The organism is Bradyrhizobium sp. BR 1433 (genome assembly GCF_051547665.1).
Taxonomy (GTDB): domain Bacteria; phylum Pseudomonadota; class Alphaproteobacteria; order Rhizobiales; family Xanthobacteraceae; genus Bradyrhizobium; species Bradyrhizobium australafricanum.
This window is the reverse complement of sequence record NZ_JBPUGG010000001.1, coordinates 6456022-6473692: the sequence shown is the minus strand read 5'-3', so window position 1 is coordinate 6473692 and position 17671 is coordinate 6456022. Positions and strand designations below refer to the sequence as shown.

At 65.3% G+C, this 17671-nt stretch carries 13 protein-coding genes and 1 pseudogene; 4 read left to right on the top strand and 10 right to left on the bottom strand.

The window, feature by feature from the left end; translation table 11 throughout:
* Positions 1–432: 432 nt before the first annotated feature.
* The 5 genes and pseudogenes from ACSKB9_RS31215 to ACSKB9_RS31195 form a co-directional block, all read right to left on the bottom strand.
* The gene (locus ACSKB9_RS31215; protein ID WP_438077905.1) at positions 433–810 is read right to left on the bottom strand and encodes a VOC family protein; all 378 of its coding nucleotides are present in this window, start codon (positions 808–810) and stop codon (positions 433–435) included.
* Positions 811–1002: 192 nt separating this feature from the next.
* Positions 1003–1622 (bottom strand): annotated as a pseudogene (locus tag ACSKB9_RS31210) (peptidoglycan recognition protein family protein).
* A 111-nt stretch (positions 1623–1733) separates the two neighbouring features.
* Entirely contained in the window at positions 1734–2936 is a 1203-nt protein-coding gene (locus ACSKB9_RS31205; protein ID WP_438077903.1) for a GGDEF domain-containing protein, read from the bottom strand.
* 789 nt (positions 2937–3725) lie between these two features.
* The gene (locus tag ACSKB9_RS31200) at positions 3726–4337 is read right to left on the bottom strand and encodes a LysE family translocator (RefSeq protein WP_038386831.1); all 612 of its coding nucleotides are present in this window, start codon (positions 4335–4337) and stop codon (positions 3726–3728) included.
* 130 nt (positions 4338–4467) lie between these two features.
* Entirely contained in the window at positions 4468–4872 is a 405-nt protein-coding gene (locus tag ACSKB9_RS31195) for a response regulator (protein ID WP_438077901.1), read from the bottom strand.
* A 165-nt stretch (positions 4873–5037) separates the two neighbouring features.
* Between ACSKB9_RS31195 and ACSKB9_RS31190 the strand changes: the two genes are divergently transcribed.
* Positions 5038–5907: an SDR family NAD(P)-dependent oxidoreductase gene (locus ACSKB9_RS31190; RefSeq protein WP_438077899.1), complete on the top strand. Its 870-nt coding sequence runs from the start codon at positions 5038–5040 to the stop codon at positions 5905–5907.
* A gap of 229 nt (positions 5908–6136) precedes the next feature.
* On the opposite strand, the gene ACSKB9_RS31185 is transcribed toward ACSKB9_RS31190, so the two are convergent.
* The 3 genes from ACSKB9_RS31185 to ACSKB9_RS31175 all read right to left on the bottom strand — a co-directional run bounded on the left by ACSKB9_RS31185 (position 6137) and on the right by ACSKB9_RS31175 (position 8560).
* The gene (locus ACSKB9_RS31185; protein WP_438077897.1) at positions 6137–6985 is read right to left on the bottom strand and encodes an FRG domain-containing protein; all 849 of its coding nucleotides are present in this window, start codon (positions 6983–6985) and stop codon (positions 6137–6139) included.
* Between the two features lie 188 nt (positions 6986–7173).
* Positions 7174–7980 carry a lytic murein transglycosylase gene (locus ACSKB9_RS31180; protein ID WP_076827939.1) on the bottom strand — a complete coding sequence of 269 codons (807 nt, stop codon included), beginning with the start codon at positions 7978–7980 and terminating at the stop codon, positions 7174–7176.
* A 169-nt stretch (positions 7981–8149) separates the two neighbouring features.
* Entirely contained in the window at positions 8150–8560 is a 411-nt protein-coding gene (locus ACSKB9_RS31175; protein WP_438077895.1) for an ester cyclase, read from the bottom strand.
* A 454-nt stretch (positions 8561–9014) separates the two neighbouring features.
* Between ACSKB9_RS31175 and ACSKB9_RS31170 the strand changes: the two genes are divergently transcribed.
* Complete coding sequence (locus ACSKB9_RS31170) at positions 9015–11843, top strand: CHAT domain-containing protein (protein WP_438077893.1); 2829 nt, start codon at positions 9015–9017, stop codon at positions 11841–11843.
* A 170-nt stretch (positions 11844–12013) separates the two neighbouring features.
* Positions 12014–12250, top strand: coding sequence for a hypothetical protein (locus ACSKB9_RS31165; RefSeq protein WP_026192271.1), 237 nt, complete (start codon positions 12014–12016; stop codon positions 12248–12250).
* A gap of 161 nt (positions 12251–12411) precedes the next feature.
* On the opposite strand, the gene rpoD is transcribed toward ACSKB9_RS31165, so the two are convergent.
* Positions 12412–14544: an RNA polymerase sigma factor RpoD gene (rpoD, locus tag ACSKB9_RS31160; protein ID WP_057018061.1), complete on the bottom strand. Its 2133-nt coding sequence runs from the start codon at positions 14542–14544 to the stop codon at positions 12412–12414.
* Between the two features lie 253 nt (positions 14545–14797).
* Positions 14798–16819: a DNA primase gene (gene dnaG / locus ACSKB9_RS31155; protein ID WP_438077890.1), complete on the bottom strand. Its 2022-nt coding sequence runs from the start codon at positions 16817–16819 to the stop codon at positions 14798–14800.
* Between the two features lie 209 nt (positions 16820–17028).
* Between dnaG and ACSKB9_RS31150 the strand changes: the two genes are divergently transcribed.
* Positions 17029–17583 (top strand): chlorite dismutase family protein, encoded by a 555-nt coding sequence (locus ACSKB9_RS31150; protein ID WP_076827947.1) that lies wholly within the window; start codon positions 17029–17031, stop codon positions 17581–17583.
* The last annotated feature ends 88 nt before the right edge of the window (positions 17584–17671 follow it).

Genomic DNA, 17671 nt, shown 5'->3' with positions numbered 1-17671 from the left:
TAGCTTCGCGCGATGTGGGTCTTGGAAAATGAGATAGTGCTGCTCGTGCCCGACCAGCACGCCGTGTAATCGAAGTTGCCTTCTTTTGGGAGCTCGGCGGCGAAAGCAGACGGTGCCAACGCAAAGACGATCAACGCTAAGGGATACCTGCACGCGCTTTCCATAGTACCCTCCGTATGGATTGGCAGAACGAACGATGCCAACGCGAACGTGAGGGGACGCATTGATCCAGATCAATGGATGAAGACGAGGAAATGTCCGCGATGGGTCAAGGCTGCCCTGGCCAGTCCGTAGGATGGGTGGAGCGCAGCGATACCCATCATCCCACCGCGCAGCACAAGCTTGATGGGTATCGCTTCGCTCCACCCATCCTACGAAGCGGACAAAACAGGCGCTTTTGGCTATTTCGGCTAGGGTCCAAAAGCAGACGAACTATTGCGCTTCGGCGCGGAGACGGGTTGGCCAACCGACACGGACCGACGTTTCATCCGGGTCAGAGATCGCGAATTCGTACATCCCCCACGGCTTGTCTTCGGGTGATTGCTGAAATTCGCGCGCCGCAGCATCAACACTCTCGAGGTAAAGATAAAGCCCAAAAGGGTTTCTGCCCGGCGTCAGCCATCCCTCGACCGCGTCCGTCAGATGTAGATATCCGCCCTTCCCGTTCGACAGCATGCGATAGGTGTCGGGCTCTCCCGGAGCAGGCCTTTCGCCGTCCGGGCGCGCAAAGCCCAGCCGATTGTAGAACCGCTCCGACGCATCAAGGTCATTACACGGCAGGATCGCGATCAAAGCTCCAGAAGGGCTCATCTTGGTGCACTCCGACGTCACGCAACAACTTGCGTCCGCACTTCTCAATGTCTGAAAATTTGTCACCTTTAAGGTGGGAGTTGGGGTTGGGACAGCCAGATGACCGCTTCAGAAGGCGATATCGCCGAGGTCGGGTCGGGTTGCCGCTTCGTCACGAAACGCTAGCGTCCCGGATCTTGATGAGTACCCGCCCTACTCGCCCCACTGCCGCGCCATGGTGGCGAGCGCGCAGCCCTCGCAGTAGCGGGCATCCTTGAAGTCGATCCAGTTGTGGGCGTAGACGCGCTCCGGCGGGATGCCGTAACGCGCGCGCAGCAGCTTCACCAGCACCCGCCAGGCCGCGACCTGTGCGTCGGTCGGGCCCGTCGTGACGTCGGGATAATTGCCGGAGAACTCGACGCCGATCGACGTGTCCTTGTTCACCTGGTGATAGGTCTTGCCGTTGTCGATGTATTTGTTGTCGTTGCGATCGGCGCCGTCTGTGTGGGTCGGAACGAGGTTGTCGGCGACCGCCCAATAGACGGTGCCGTCGGTTTCGACCCAGACCATGACGCCGCGCCGGGTCGGGTTCTTGTGCTGCGCCTCGGCGCCGTATCGCGCCGAGCCCTGCGGCCCCTCGGTCTGGTGCACGATGATGTTGCGCCAGGGATGCGATCTGGTGACGTCGCCCAGGGTGCCAGCCAGACCATCTTCAAGCCGGGAATCTCGGGCGTGCCTTGCGATCGCGCGATCATCGCGAGATCGGGCGTTTCGGCCGACGCGGCAGCGGACAGGACCAGCGCAACGAGCGCGGTGAGCAGGCGAGGCATCATCACGGAATATCCGGTGTCGCTCCTCTATTGAGCATGATCTCCGCGCAAACGCTCCGCGTTTGTCGCGAGGGAAAACCGCTTCGCACTTTTCCGGATCATGCTTTAGCACGCTCAGGCGCGCTTGCGCAGGCTCGCCTCGACCATCTCGGGCAGCTTCGGCTCGTAGGTCGCATAGCCGTTCTTGCCGCCCTTCTTGGCATCGTAGAGCGCGTGGTCGGCGGCGGCGACCAGGCGATCGGGATGCAGGCCGATCTCGCGGGTCCATTGCGCGACGCCGATCGAGACCGCGATCGGAATGTCCCTGCCGGTGCACTGCTCGGCATCGGCGCGGCAGACCTCGAGCACGCGGCGCGCGATCATCGCGCCTTCGCGCAGCGTCGAGGACGGCAACACGATGCAGAACTCGTCGCCGCCGGTGCGGGCCAGCATGTCGCCCGGGCGGAGCCGCGTCTGCGCCATCAGCGTGAAATGCTGCAGGCAGGCGTCGCCGGCGGCGTGGCCATGGGTGTCGTTGATGCCCTTGAAGCCGTCGAGGTCGATCACCAGCAGCGCGAACGCCTCGCCGTTGCGGTCGGAGCGCGCGCATTCCTCGGTCAGCCTCTGCAGGAGATGGCGGCGGTTGCCGACGCCGGTGAGATCGTCGAGCAGCGCGAGGTCGGCGACCTCGTTGCGCAGCCGGTCGATCGCCATCAGCAGGAAGCCGAAATTGAGCGCCATCGACAGGAACACCATCAGCAGGATCACCAGCGACTGCCCCGCAGAGAAGCGGACGAAGGAGAACTCGCCGGGCTGCAGCAGCGCGCCGACGGCGCGCAGCGCATAGATGCCGATCAGCACGGAGGCGACGATGCCGGCGAGCCGGGCACCGGGGCTGACGCGGCCGTTCTCGGACGACAGCAGCAGCTTCAGCGTCAGCGCGAACGGCATGACCTGGGCAATGGTGTAGACCAGGATGCGCATCGGCATGCTGTCATAGGCGAAGATGAAGGTGCCGAGACCGGCGAAGGCCAGCGCCGTGGTCAGCAACGTGGCGCGCCAGGTCGCGGGCTTGTCGTAGAACCGCTCGATGCCCATCGCGGCAAGGCCGGCGGCGAACACCATCAAGGTCCCGGCCGCGAGCAGCGGCAGCAGCGAGTTGGTCAGCATCACGCGAAGCATCGCGCAGCTGGCGCCGGCGGAGGCGACCAAGGCGGATGCGGTCCAGAACCGCGCCGCGCCGAAAGCAGGATAGCTGCGCGCGACATAGGCCCAGATCAGCCCGAGCGCGAGAAAATTGATAATGAATACCGTCCAAAGCGTCGGAACGCTCAACATCGCCCCTGTTCGAGAGCCGTATCGGCCTCGCCTCTCCTGAAATGACCGTCTGCCGCTAAGCGCGATGAGATCAGGCTGAATCATCATCGCGCGTTAGATTCTTGTTTTGGCATGATCTTTTCGGAAAACCGCTTCGCACTTTTCCGGATCATGCCCCCCGGGAGCTTCCTCAAATGACAATCCCCGTTGTCTTACGGAACAGCATGCGGCCGCGCCGCTTAACGGAGCGTCACCCACAACGTGCCAATCCGTGCTGTGGTTTTGAATTGATGAAGATCTGCGCATCCGCCGTTCGCGCATCGTTAAGCATGACGGATACGACGACGCCGCGACGCGCGACATGCGCAACGCTTTGCGAAAAAGCTGGCGAAAACGCGTAACAGTTGTGGATAACACGATGACGGCGCCGTGACAGCACGCGGCAGCAGCCTCCGAATCTGCTGAGTTTGATATCGAGGATGTTGCGAGGCTGGCCCTCCGCCAAGCATGCCTCGGAGTCGCGTTCAATCCATGAAACCCTGAGAGGATACTATGGCTAAGAAAGCGAAGAAGGCGAAGAAGGCGAAGGCGAAAAAGGCCACCAAGAAGAAGGCCGCCAAGAAGTAACGAATTCCAGCCCGGGTAGCGGCTCTTGCCCTGCCCGGGCACCCGGACCGGGACGACCAGTCGCAGCGACGTCAACCTCGAATTCACCACCCTACATCGATCGGCCCCGAACTGGCGGGGCGCAAGGCAGCAGGCGCAACGCCTGCTTTTTATTGCCTGCGTCAGGGCCTGACGGCCGCGACGTCAGCGCTCCGCCAAGGCGAGCCTGGCGCCGAGCAGGGCAAAGCCCGCGGCAAAGCTTCGCCGCAGCCAGGCCATCACCTTCGGCCGGGTGATGACGCGGTCGCGCACCGAGGCGGCGAACAGCCCGTAGACCGCGAACACCGCAAAGGTCATCGCCATGAAGACACCGCTGAGCTCGACCATCCGCGCCAGCGGATGCGGCTCGTCGACCGCGATGAACTGCGGCAGGAAGGCCAGGAAGAAGATCGACAGCTTTGGATTGAGGATGTTGATCAGGATCGCGGTCACGATCACCCGCCGGCGCGAGCGCGGCTTGATCTCGGTGTCGACGGCGAGCGCGCCGCGCTCGCGCAGCGCCTGCCAGGCCATGTAGAGCAGATAGACGACGCCGCCCCATTTCAGCGCCGCGAACGCCACGGCGCTGGTGTGCAGAATGGCGGCGAGCCCGAGCATCGCCGCGATCATCTGCGGCACGATCCCGAGCGTGCAGCCGAACGCCGCCGCCACGCTCGCCCGCGCGCCCCGGGTCAACGCCACCGCGAGCGTATAGAGCACGCCGGTGCCGGGCGAGGCCACCACGATCAGCGACGTCAGCAGAAAGGACCAGGTCACTTAAAATCCGTCACTTAAAATCCGTCACTTCAAACCCTCGGCGGGCGGGACATCGTCCGCCAATATCACGGCGACGGGGACGGCGGAAGCGGCTGCCGGGCCTCCGCCCGGCGCCGGCGTCGACACCTCGTTATGACGACCTGCGCCATCCGCGATGCGAAAGCTCCGACGCCTTCATCTCGGCAACCCGGATCACGTCCAGCGGCGCCCAGGGCTTGGCCCAGAACAAGGCCCCCTCGGGCAGGCGCTGCCGCAGCGGCTTGCCCGAGGTGACGATGACGTCGAGATCGGGTCTGTGTTTCTTCGCGGCATAAGCGAGCTCGATGCCGGTCATGTTTCCGGCCAATTCGACGTCGGTCATCAGCAGCACGACGTTGTCGCCGTTGCCCTGCAGCACCAGTTCGGCGGCCTCGGCGCTCTCGCAGGCGATGACGTCGAACTCGCTCTCCTCCAGCAGCAGCCCGATCATCTCGCGCTGCATCGGGTCGTCCTCAACCACCAGGGCCTTCGCACGATAGGGCTTTGACTGTCCCATGGGTGTGGCTCCCTTGGTTTGAATGCTTCGGTTCGAGCGCTTAACATAGATTAAAAGCCGAAAATCACTGGATGGTTCAATTCCAATTTGAGAAAAGCGTGGGAACGCCGTGTTCCCGCATGGCAACCGCCCCCTCCCCCCCCGTTGAGATGGAGCCCACCCGACATGACCGCGATCCCTGGATCCGCCGCTGCCGTGACCGGAGCCGCCAGCGGCATCGGCCGCGCGCTCGCGCATGAACTGGCGCTGCGCGGCTGCGATCTGGCGATCGCCGACCGCGACGAGGCCGGCCTACAGGCCGCCGCCGCGGAGATCGCGAAAGCGAGCCCGCGCAAGGTCACCGTGCATCGCCTCGACGTCAGCGAGCCGGACCAGATCACGGCGTTCGCGGAGGCCGCCGTTGCGGCGCATCCTTCGCTCAACATCGTCGTCAACAATGCCGGCGTCGCGCTGCTCGGCGAGTTCGGCGAGATCGATCAGGCGCAGATGGAGTGGCTGTTCAACATCAATTTCTGGGGCGTGGTGCACGGCACCCGCGCCTTCCTGCCGCAGCTCTCGCGGCAGCGCGAGGCGCATATCGTCAACATCTCCTCGATCTTCGGCATCATCGCCCCGCCCGGCCAGAGCGCCTATTGCGCGGCCAAGTTCGCGGTGCGCGGCTTCTCGGAAAGCCTGCGTCACGAGCTTGCGGTGGCGAACAGCCCGGTGCGTCTGTCCGTCGTGCATCCGGGCGGCGTCGCCACCAGCATCGCGCGCAACTCGCGCGCCGGCACCGGCGTCACCGACAATGCCCGCCGCGCCGAATCGATCGAGCGCTTCGACGCGCTGGCCAGGACCACGCCGACCGCGGCCGCGCAGCGCATCATCGCCGGCATCGAGAAGAACCAGCCGCGCATCCTGATCGGCAAGGACGCATACTTCATGGACCTGCTGCAACGCTTCCGCCCGGCGACCTACTGGAAAACGATGCAACGGATGATGGAGAAGACGGCGGCGCGGCGGATCGCGCGCGATGCCGCGAGGGCGAGCCAGTAGCGCAATGGCGCGGAGTAACCTGCGTACTCAGCCGTCGTCCCGGCGAAAGCCGGCACCCAATAACCACAGGATTGGATTGTTGAGCACGCCGGGGCCTCAGCGTCATGCAACAACCGACATTTGTGGTTATGGGTTCCGGGTCAAGCCCGGGACGACACCGGGGATGTTGCACGGCCCGCGGGTCATACCATGCCTGCGAGTCACGCCTGCGCGTCATCGCGACACGAGATTACCCGCCCAGCTGCTTCTTCACCCCGAGCGCCAGCCGGAACAGCGGATCGCTCCGCTCCGATGGATAGAGCGCGCTCTTCGCGACCTGCGGGAAATTGTCGTTCTTCCAGAACGACGCCGGCGCGAACGAGAATTTGGCGACCAGCCGCCGGCCGAAATCCATCTCGTAGGGAAAGTAGTTTTCCTTCTGCTCGGTGCCGGACATCTCCGGATACTCGCCGAGCAGATAGCCCTCCTGGATATGCGGGCGCACCGCCGACGGCGGGCAGACGCTGGAGAGGCGCACGATCTGCAGGCCGGCCTCGGCGCTCGCGGTGATCGCGCCGCTCAGATTCGGCACGCCGAGCACATAGAGGAAGGCAGTGCCGGTCTCCGCCAGCGAGGCAAAGGAGGCGGCGATCCGGATCGAATGGGTGACGTCGAGCAGCGGCGTGGTGCAGACCTCGTAATGCTGCAGGATCGACCAGCGCAGGATGCGATGCCGCTTCAACCGCTCGAGCCCGAGCAGCTTTTCCCTGGCGTATTCGGCAATCAGGATCCGCTCGGCGCGTTGCAGCGCATCGAACCGCCCGACCAGCGTCGCCTGATCGGGATTGCCGCGGCCGCCGCGAAACAGCGTCGGCTTCAGCGACGAGTTGCGCTTGATGTTCCTGTAGTCGGCGCCTTGGCCGCGAAACAGCAGCACATGATCGCGGTTGAGGAATTGCAGCTCGGCGATCTTGGTGGCGAGCTCGAGATAGGAGCCGACGCGATGGCCCGGCCCCTCCCGCACTGCCGCGTTCTTCGCGACCTGGCATCCGCGGCGGTCGAAGAACGACCAGATTTTTTGGCTGCCGATGGTTTCCATGGGACGCCCCGCACTCTCAACTCGTCATTCTCGATGTGCAATTGCGCATCTGGGGCTCGCAAAGCGAGAGCCCGGAATTCATTTCTCAACACATGATGCGACCCGATGGAAGCAATCCATCGTCTCGCATTTGCCGAAAGATGGATTGCTTCGCTCCGCTCGCAATGACGGACAAGGCCGCCGCGCCTTCACCGCCCCACGAGCTGATCGGCAAAATACCCGATGGTCTTGCGATAGATCACCGCCCTGTTCCACTCGCGCATCGCCTCGAAATTCGCGGTGCCCTCGCCATAGGGCGCGCCCATCTTGAAGCCGCTGGTGTGCAGGAGGTTCGCGGTCGAGGCCAGCACGTCGGCGACCGAGTGGCGCAGGTCGACATGGCCGTCGCCGTCGAAATCGACGCCGTACTTGATGTAGGACGACGGCAGGAATTGGGTCTGGCCGATCTCGCCGGCATAGGCGCCGATCATGTCGTTGAGACGGAGATCGCCGCGCTGCACGATCTTGAGCGCGGCGAGCAGTTCGCCCTGGAACAGGTCGGTGCGGCGGCAATCATGCGCCAGCGTCGCGAGCACGCGAAACACCGGCAGCTTACCCATGTCGCCCTTGCCGAAATCCGTCTCCAGCCCCCAGATCGCGACCAGGATCTGGCGCGGCACGCCGTATTGCTGCTCGATCTTCGAGAGCAGCGCGGCGTGACGCTGCAGCATCGCGCGGCCGCCATTGATGCGCCCGGGCCCGACCCGGGTTGCGACATACTGCTCGAACGTCTTGTTGAAGGTGTAGCGCTGCCGCCGGTCGAAGGCGAGCACCCCGCCATCCTGCTGCACGCCGCCGAGCGCCGCGGAGATCACATCCTGCTGGATGCCGGCGCTCGCCGCCTCCTGCGAGAACGACTGGACGAAGGTCGGAAAACTGCCACCGCAGCGCGCGGCATAGGAGGGGGTGGCAAGCAGCAAGGCGCCGAACACAACCGCCAAACGACACCTGAGCATGCAAAAATCCCCCTGCTTCGATTGGCCGATCATGCCATGGAGCAAACGAGGCAGTCAAAGTGTCGGCACGACGCTCCATCCACCGCTGCCGCAGCTACGCGCCTCAATCCATGTTCGCACGGTGAATGACCACGGCGCATCCATCAACCGATCGGCACGTAGCTGAAGCTCAATCCCTGAGCTGGCGCTCCAGGTCCACAAAATCGATCTCCGCCCAGCGCTCGGAAATCCTGCCGTCCTGAATCCGCCAGAACGTCATGCCGCGGAATTCGACGTGGCGGCCGGTTGGGGCAATGCCGCGCCATGGGCTGCGGTGCCGGCCGCGCCAGACGAAGCGGCCGGCGACGATGTCGCGCTCGGCCACCAGGCATTCCGCCACCGCCGACAGGTCGGCGAAGGTCTCGTGCATCGCGGCCGAATGCGCGATCACGTCCTCGGCGCTCAGCCGCTTGCCCACCGCATGGTCGAAGAAGTCGGGCGCCAGCTGCGCGCGGATCGCCTCGGGATCGTGGCGGTTGGTCACGGCGTCGTAATGCGCGAGCACGAGCGCCTTGTTGGCGTCGATTGTGGCGTGGGACATCGGCGGTCGACTCTCGAAGGATGGTTGTAGAAAGAGAAGGATGCGCCTCATACGCGAATCGGACGGCATGACGCAAGTGACGATGGTCAGAAAAGCTCGGCTTTCGGCCGTCGTTCGTTTGCGCGCTGCGCGGCTCCGCCGCCAGCCACGGCGCGCCGGCCGGCCTACCGGCGGTAACATCATCCGTTGGCTTGACTGCCGGTGGCATGCAAGCGGCGGTCGGCGAGCGACGCACCGCACGGCCAGCATTTGAGGATGCGACGCATGAACGCCGAAGCCGCCGGCCGCGACCAAGAAGCACAGGCCGGACAAGCTGCTTCCGCCGGCAGGCGGCCGGCCGCGCTGTCTTGTTCATGCAAAGCCGCGCCGCTAAAGCCAGGCACGCCGGCTGCAACGCCGCCGTCATTCGGGGACGCCATCCGATGACGCGTTTGGGGATGAGGATGTGCTGCCGATGACGATCGCCTTGGGCTTCCCCTTGGGCTTCCCCTTGGGTTTCGCACGCGCTCGCAGGGCCGCCGCATCGATCGGTGTCGTGCTCGCGCTCGGCGCTGTTTTGAGCGCAGCGATCGACAGTGCCGCCGCGCAGAACGCCCCCGCCAAGCGCGCGCCGGCGCAAGGCGCCGGCAGCACGCAGGCGATCGCCGCGCAAATGAAGAACGCCATCGCGCTGACGCGCGGCGGCAAGTTCGACGCGGGCTATGCACAGCTGCTTGCAGCACTGGATGCCGCAGACAAGCTCGACGACGCCCAATTCGTCATGGAGCAGTATTTCGACGCGACCACGACGCTGCGCGCGGTCAAGCGCGACGATCTCGCCGAAAAACTGTTCGTGCGCGCGTTCCAGAGCAAGGCGGCGGCGCAACGGCCGCCCGGCAATGCCGACGTGCTGCTGATGTACGCGATCCTGCTGTCCGACCACGCCAGGATCGCCGAGGCCGTTCCGCTCTACATGAAGGCGATCGCGGCGTTCAACGCCTATTGGGGCGAAGGCTCCGAGGAATCGCTGATCGCGAGCGACAAGCTCGCGGTTGCGCTGTCCGCCAACGGCTCGGCGGCGTCGGCGACCAATTTGGGCCGGCACAATTTCGAACGCGCGGAGAAGGCGCTGGGGCCCGACCATCGCACCACCTGGAAGCTCGCCAACAATTATGCCGACATGCTGCGCGAGACCGGCGCGCCGGCAAAGGCGCTCGAGCTCGATCTGTTCGCGATCGAGAAGCGCGCCAAACATTATGGCGAGAACCATCTCAACACGCTGGTGACGGTCAACAACGCCGGCCAGGATTTCCTCAATCTCGGCCGCTTCGACGACGCCCGCCGCTACTTCCGCCGCCACCGAGCGATCGCGGCCGCGATGGCGCCGAAGGATCCGAGCTTTGCCGGACAGGCCGACGCCTGGCTGTTCTACACCGACATGCTTGCCGCCGGCGATGCCGCGATCGCGCCGGCCGATCTGGGGCGGCTGGAGGCGATCGTCGCCAATGAGGCGAATTATGCGGATTTCCTGCGCATCAAATCCGCGGTGCTGGCTGCCGGCCAACGCGAGCAGCGCCGCGAGCGGGACAAGGGGATGCGGCTGCGCGAGACCGCGCTGGCGATCTCGACCCGCGCCTTCACCGCGCAGCATCCGATCAGCTTCGAGATCAAGCTCGGCATCGCGACCGCCCTGATCGCTGATGATCCGAGCCGCGCGGTGCAGGCCTTCGCCGCGCTCGACCGCGAGATGTTCGACTGGATGAAGCGCGAGGTCGGCACATCGGGCGATCGCGCCGTCGCCGAAGCGATCCGCGCCCATGCCGACCATCTCTTGTTCGCGTTCGGCCGCTTCGCCACCGGCGCCGGCTCCGCCGTGGCGCAGCCGGCCTTTGCCGCCGCCGTGCTGCGCTGGAAGACGCTCGGCGGCGCCGACGCCACGGCGCTGCGCCAGCTCGAGACGGAGGTCGCCGGCAAGGACGAGGAGACCGCGACGCTGCTGCGGACGGCGCTCCGGCTCAACGGCGAGAAACAGGAGCTGTTCTCGTCGGGCAATATCGACGACTGGGCGAGGTCGGTGTGGGGGCGGCAGGACGCCGCCGAGAAGGCGCTGCAGAAGCGGCTCGATGCGATCGGCATGAAGCTGCCGCAAGACCCGATCCGTCCGTCACAGCTGCTCGCGGCGCAGGAAGCCGTCGTCAACTATTTCATCACCCGGCAATGGAAGGCGGATCGCCAGGCGAATGCGCCGCTGGCGGCGACCGTGCTCTACGCGATCGTCGAGACCGCAACGAGCGAGGCGCGCGTGGTCGATCTCGGCGATCCTGGCCGGATGGTCGACACCGGCGTGCGCACCGAGATCGCGCGGCTGCGGGCGACGCGGGCCACCGCGCCTGATCCCGACGCTGACGCGCCCGACGTCAAGGGCCGCTTCCAGAACCTCCGGGCGCGGCTGTTCGCGCCGCTGGAGCCGCTGCTGAAGGACAAGACCACGCTCTATGTCGTGCCTGACGGCTTCCTGTTCGCCGTGCCGTTCGCGCTGCTGCCTGGCAGTGGCGGCGGCCTGCAGGAGGACAAGTTCACGATCCGGATGCTGACCAGCCCCGATGCGCTGATCGCGATCCATGCGCGCGAGACGCTCGATCAGCGGGGCGCGATGCTGCTCGCCGGCGGCATCGAATACGGCGAGCCGGGGCCGATGCTGCTGCCCGCGACCCGGACCGAGATCGAGGCGATCGCAAAACTCGCCCGCGCGCGCGGCGCGCCGGTCGAGATGCTGACCGGACGCGGCGTCAGCGAAGGTACGCTGCGCGCGGCGATCGGCAAGGCGCGCATCGCGCATCTGGCGACACACGGCTTCTATCGCGACGGCACGGCATCCGGCCTCGACACGCTGTGGCAGAGCGGCATCGTGCTGTCCGGCGCCGGCGACAGCCGATTTCCGCTGCGCGACGAGAACGACGGCTATCTCTATGCCTTCGAATTGATGGACTGGGACCTGTCCGGGCTCGACCTCCTGGTGCTGTCGGCCTGCGAGACCGGCCGCGGCGACGAGAGCTTCGTCAGCGGCCTACGCGGCCTGCCGACCGCGCTCGGCATCGCCGGCGCGCGCCGCGCGCTGCTGACGCTGTGGCCGGTCGCCGACGAGGGCACCGCGACCTTCACTGTGCGCTTCTACGAGCACCTCGCGGAGGGCCTGACCTATTCCGATGCGCTGCGCCAGACGAGGCGCGATGCGCGCGACGGCAAGGTCGCGGGCGCGGGCGACGCCAGCGTGTGGGCGGCGTTCGTGCTGTTCGAGGGCTGAGCCGTATATGTCGTTGATGTGACCGGGCGGGCGCCGCGAGCGTATGCCGGGCCGAACTGCGCCCGACGTTGCGCAAGGGCCGCACGCAACCCCATCGCGCAGGGCAGACCGGCGCGCGGGTGCAGGCGATTTGCTTTGACAGCGGCGCCCCGATCGAGGACAAGCCGCGCATGCCGAAAAAACCCGGGACCAATCCCAAAGGCGAATTCGCCTTCTTCAACGTCTTCTATGAAGACGGCTCGCAGCGCTCCAACCGCCGCGTGCCGTCGGAGCTCATTGGCGGGCTCGACGGCGACGAGCCGGTGCGCGCCTTCCTGCGCGAGCAGGACCGCGAGATCGCCGAAAAGGGCGGCCGCCCGCCGCTCGAGATCAAATCCATCGAGCGCGTCGGCGCGAAGAAGAAGTAGCGGCGTCCACACAACTCTATCCACGTCATTGCGAGCGTAGCGAAGCAATCTCCTCGCAATGACGTCGGAGACGGATCAAAATGAAAACGGCGGGCCCAGGCCCGCCGTTGTTGTTTCGATGGATTGCCGGGTCCGAGCCCGGCAATGACGATCGGAAATATTCAGTTGTCCAGGAAGCTCCGCAGCTTCCGCGACCGCGACGGGTGCTTCAGCTTGCGCAGCGCCTTGGCTTCGATCTGGCGGATGCGCTCGCGGGTGACCGAGAACTGCTGGCCGACTTCTTCCAGCGTGTGGTCGGTGTTCATGCCGATGCCGAAGCGCATGCGCAGCACGCGCTCCTCGCGCGGGGTGAGCGAGGCCAGCACGCGCGTCGTGGTCTCGCGCAGGTTGGACTGGATCGCAGCGTCGATCGGCAGGATCGCGTTCTTGTCCTCGATGAAATCGCCGAGATGCGAATCCTCTTCATCGCCCACAGGCGTTTCGAGCGACAGCGGCTCCTTGGCGATCTTGAGGACCTTGCGCACCTTCTCGAGCGGCATGCCGAGCTTCTCGGCGAGCTCTTCCGGGGTCGGCTCGCGGCCGATCTCGTTCAGCATCTGGCGCGAGGTGCGGACGATCTTGTTGATCGTCTCGATCATGTGCACGGGGATGCGGATGGTGCGGGCCTGGTCGGCGATCGAACGGGTGATCGCCTGCCGGATCCACCAGGTGGCGTAGGTTGAGAACTTGTAGCCGCGGCGATATTCGAACTTATCGACCGCCTTCATCAGGCCGATATTGCCTTCCTGGATCAGGTCGAGGAACTGCAGGCCGCGGTTGGTGTACTTCTTGGCGATCGAGATCACGAGCCGGAGGTTGGCTTCCACCATCTCCTTCTTGGCCTGACGGGCCTCGCGCTCGCCCTTCTGCACGCCGTGCACGATCTTGCGGAATTCGCCGATCTCGAGCCCGGTGAGCGCCGCCAGCGACTGGATCTCGTGGCGCAGGTCCTTGATGCGGTCCTTCTCGTGATGGACGAAGTTCTTCCAGCCCTTGGCCGACAGCTTGGAGACGCGGTTGAGCCAGCGGGGGTCGAGCTCGGAGCCCTGGTAGTTGCGCAGGAAGTCCTCGCGCGCGACGCCGTGGCTGTCGCCGAGGCGCAGCAGGCGGCCCTCGAACGAGACCAGCTTCTTGTTGATGTCGTAGAGCTGCTCGACCAGCGAATCGATGCGGGCCTGGTTGAGGCGCAGCGACTTCACCTCGACGATGATCTCGTCCTTCAGCTTCTTGTACTTGCGCTCCTGCGAGGGCGACAGCGACTCGCTCTGCAGCTGGTTGGCGATGTCCTGCTCCTGCAGGCGGCGCAGCTTCTTGTACTCGGACGCGATCTTGTCGAAGGTCTCGACCACCTTCGGCTTCAGCTCGGCCTCGATGGCGGCGAGCGACATCTGGTTCTCGAACTCGTCGTCGTCCATGTCGCCTTCGGCGGCGGCCTCGGCGGGATCCTTCTCCTCGGTGGCGGCTTCGCCACCGGCGGGCGCGGCGCGGAACGGGGTCGGCGACGGCGGCGCTGCCGGCGGCGCGACGTGGGCCGGCGCACCGGCCTGCGCGTCGCCGCCATTGCCCTCAGCGGCGGCGCCCTCGGCGCCGTTGTTGCCGATCAGGTTCGGATTGATGCCGCCCTTGGACTCGGGGCCGGCATAGGTGGCTTCGAGATCGATGATGTCGCGGAGGAAGATCTTTCCTTCGTTGAGCTCGTCGCGCCAGATGATGATGGCCTGGAAGGTCAGCGGGCTTTCGCAGAGGCCCGCGATCATCGCCTCGCGGCCGGCCTCGATGCGTTTTGCAATCGCGATTTCGCCTTCGCGCGACAGCAACTCGACGGTGCCCATCTCGCGCAGATACATGCGCACGGGATCGTCGGTGCGCTCGCCGGGCTCCGACTTCTTGACCTCGGTGACGGCCTTCTGCGTGACCTCGACGAGCTCGTTATCGGTCTCGTCGTCGCCGTCGTCCTTCTCGTCCTCGCCTTCGCTGTCGTCGGCCTCGGTGACGTTGATGCCCATGTCTGACAGCATCGACATGATGTCTTCGATCTGTTCGGGCGACGTCGTATCGGAGGGCAGCACTTCGTTGAGCTGATCGAAGGTCACGAAGCCGCGCTTCTTGGCCTGCTTGATCATCTTCTTCACCGCGGCATCCGACAGGTCGAGCAACGGCGACGGCGCGTCAGCGGCATCCTTCTCAGGAGCATCCGCTGCCTTGTCGTCTTTTTCCTTGTCCTTAACCTGCAGCGTCTTTGCCTTGGTGGCCATTCACTAAGCTCCCGAAACGCGGTCATGCAAAATGGCGCCACGCACGCGCATCCGCACGAAATCTAGATTTACTCTCTCGACGCACAAAGGGCGGCGCAATATCTCGCCACCCCTGTCATCCGTCTCGACGGTTTCCATCTTGAAATAGCCGCGAGGCTATTAAGTTTCGCTTAACCCTGTTTTTGCAGCCAAACCATGGATTTGGCGAGTCTTTTTGCGGGTTCGGCCAGCGCCGTCCGCAGCATTTTTGTTATCAGACATTACGCTGGAACCGGCCCGATAATTCGCCGAACCCTTCAATCAGGGCTTCGGTCCCGTCGGCTTCTGCCATCCGGGCCTGGATATCCTGCAACCATGCCAGATTGGCTTCGCTGGAGTCTTCAGCCAAAGCCGCTTCCGCATCTTTTCTTTCCCTAAGTAAGGCGTGGGTTTTCTGATGCAAGGCAACGAGTTGACGCCAGGTTGATAAAACATCCTCGCGCGCCGCGCCGATCTGCGCACCCCACACCGCCTGGGTTGTGATCGCCCGCTCAACCCTTTGAAGAATAGGGGATAATCCGCCTGCTTCCAGGTCGGCCCGCATCTTCTCGGCCTGCTCCTCGGCGTCAGGGGAATGGTGATGGTCGTGGGCAAAGGCGGCGATGATGGCGGCCCTGAGCTTGTGGGCCTCGGGATGGCCGAGCTCCAGCGCCGCCACCTCCTCGAGATGGTCGTGCAGCAGCCAGGGGTGGTTGATCAGCGATTGCAGGATCAGGGCCTCGCGGCGGGAGACCGCGCTGCGCTGGCCGCGCATGATCGGGCTGTTGGCCAATTGGGGGCTGGCGGCCTGATAGGGACCCCGTGAAATCCCGGGGGTGGCACCGAACCGGCCGCCCTGCGGGCCTCCCTGTCGGCCGTTTTGGGCAGGTCCCCGGGGGACAAACTGGCGGGGTGATTCGCCGCCGCGGCCGCCGCCGAAATTGCCCCTTCCGTAGCCGCCGCGGCCATAACCGCCGCGTCCGCCCTCGGGCGCAAAATTGCGCTGCAGCCGCTCCTGCAGGTCCTGCCGGTAATAGCGGCGCACCACCTCGTCGCGGATGCCATTGGTGAGCTCGCCGATCCGCGCCTCCAGCGCGGCGCGGCGCTCGGGCGTATCGAAATTGCCGCCCTCGATCTCGCGCGACCAGATCATTTCGGCGAGCGGACGCGCGGCCGAGATCACGTCCTCGATCGCGCCGCGGCCGCCGGAGCGGGCAAGATCGTCGGGGTCCTGCCCTTCCGGCAGCAGCGCAATCCGCAGGCTCTTGCCCGGCTTGAGCTGCGGCAATGCAAGGTCGGCAGCACGATAAGCCGCCTTCTGGCCGGCGCGGTCGCCGTCGAAGCAGAGGATCGGCTCGTCGACCATCTTCCAGAGCAGGCCGAGCTGGTTCTCGGTCAGGGCGGTGCCGAGCGGCGCGACGGCGCCGGGAAAGCCCGACGTGACCATGGCGATGACGTCGACATAGCCCTCGACGACGATCAGCTGCGCGCCGTCGTGCGCGGCCTGCCGCGCGGTGAACAGATTGTAGAGATTGTCGCCCTTGTGAAACAGCGTGGTTTCCGGCGAGTTCAGGTACTTTGCCGGAACGTCCTTCTCCAGCGCACGCCCGCCGAAGGCGATGACGCGGCCGCGGGCATCCGTGATCGGGAACATGACGCGGTCGCGGAAGCGATCGAACGGCACCGGCTTGTCCTCGCCGGACACCAGAAGCCCGGCCTCCACCATGTCGTCGGTGGAGATACCTAGTGCGCCGAGATGCTCCTTCAGCGCGAAGCGATCCGGCGGCGCATAGCCCATCCGGAACTGGAGCTGGGTCGCCGGCGAGATGGCGCGGTCGGCGAGGTAGCCGCGCGCCTTGGCGCCGCCGCGCGAGGCCAGCGTGTCGGCGAAGAACTTGGTCGCCAGTTCCATCACGTCGTGCAGGGTGCGGCGGTGCTGCTCGTGCCGCGCGGCGTCGGGCGTTACCGCCGGCAGCGGGACACCCGCCATCGCGGCGAGACGCTCCACCGCCTCGGGGAAAGTCACGCCCTCCGTCTTCATCAGGAAGTCGAAGATATTGCCGTTCAGCCCGGACGAGAAGTCGAACCAGGCCTGCTTCTGGTCGTTGACGAAGAACGACGGCGTCTTCTCCTGCTGGAACGGCGACAGCCCCTTCCACTCCCGGCCGGCCTTCTTGAGCTTGACGCGCCTGCCCACGACTTCCGAGACCGGAAGCCGGGCGCGCAGCTCATCGAGGAATTCGGGCGTGAAACGCATCAGTCAGGATTTTGGGCTCGGGCGGCGAATCGCGGACAACCGGTTAGCCATATAGCGGCACGGCCCGCCATGCCGAACAATGTGGGGCTTTTCCGGGCTATTCACAGGTCTGGCCCGTCACGGCTCCGTCGAGCGGGCTACCCCCAAATCCACGGTGGAGAGCCTGTGCGGCAAGCTTGCCCCTCCCCGCTTCCGGGATTGGATAGGCCATGTTCACGACATTCAGAGGCGGACAGAGCGGCGGCTGGCAGGTCACGTCCATCACGCGGGTGAAGGGCGAGACGCTGCCGAAGGTCGCGGCGTTGTCGATCGTTGCGAGCGAGTCGATCGCGCTGCCGCTGCTGCCGGCGCAGACCTCCTGGCGGCTCGCCGGCGTCGCCAGCCATCTGCGCTACACCGAGAAGGAGGAGCGCGAGAAGCTCTTGGCCGTGCAGGCCGGGCTCGGCCGCAGCGAGGCAACGCACGCGGCGCTGATCCCGATCCGGAAATCCGCGGCGTGGTGGGAGCTCACGCAGGAGGAGCGCCGCAAGATCTTCGAGGACAAGTCGCACCACATCGAAGGCACCCTGAAATTCCTCCCCGCAATCGCCCGCCAGCTGTTTCATTCGCGCGACCTCGGCATGCCCTTCGACTTCCTGACCTGGTTCGAATTCGCCCCCGACCACGTCACCTTGTTCGACGAACTGGTCGGCATGCTGCGCGCGACCGAGGAATGGAGCTATGTCGAGCGCGAGGTCGACATCCGCGTGGTGCGGGAGGATTGACTTCTCTTTCGTGGTGGCCGGCACAGCCGTCAGAATGACGGCGTCGCTTCCGCTAGCCTATGACCCGGCAATCCATCAAAAGAATGAC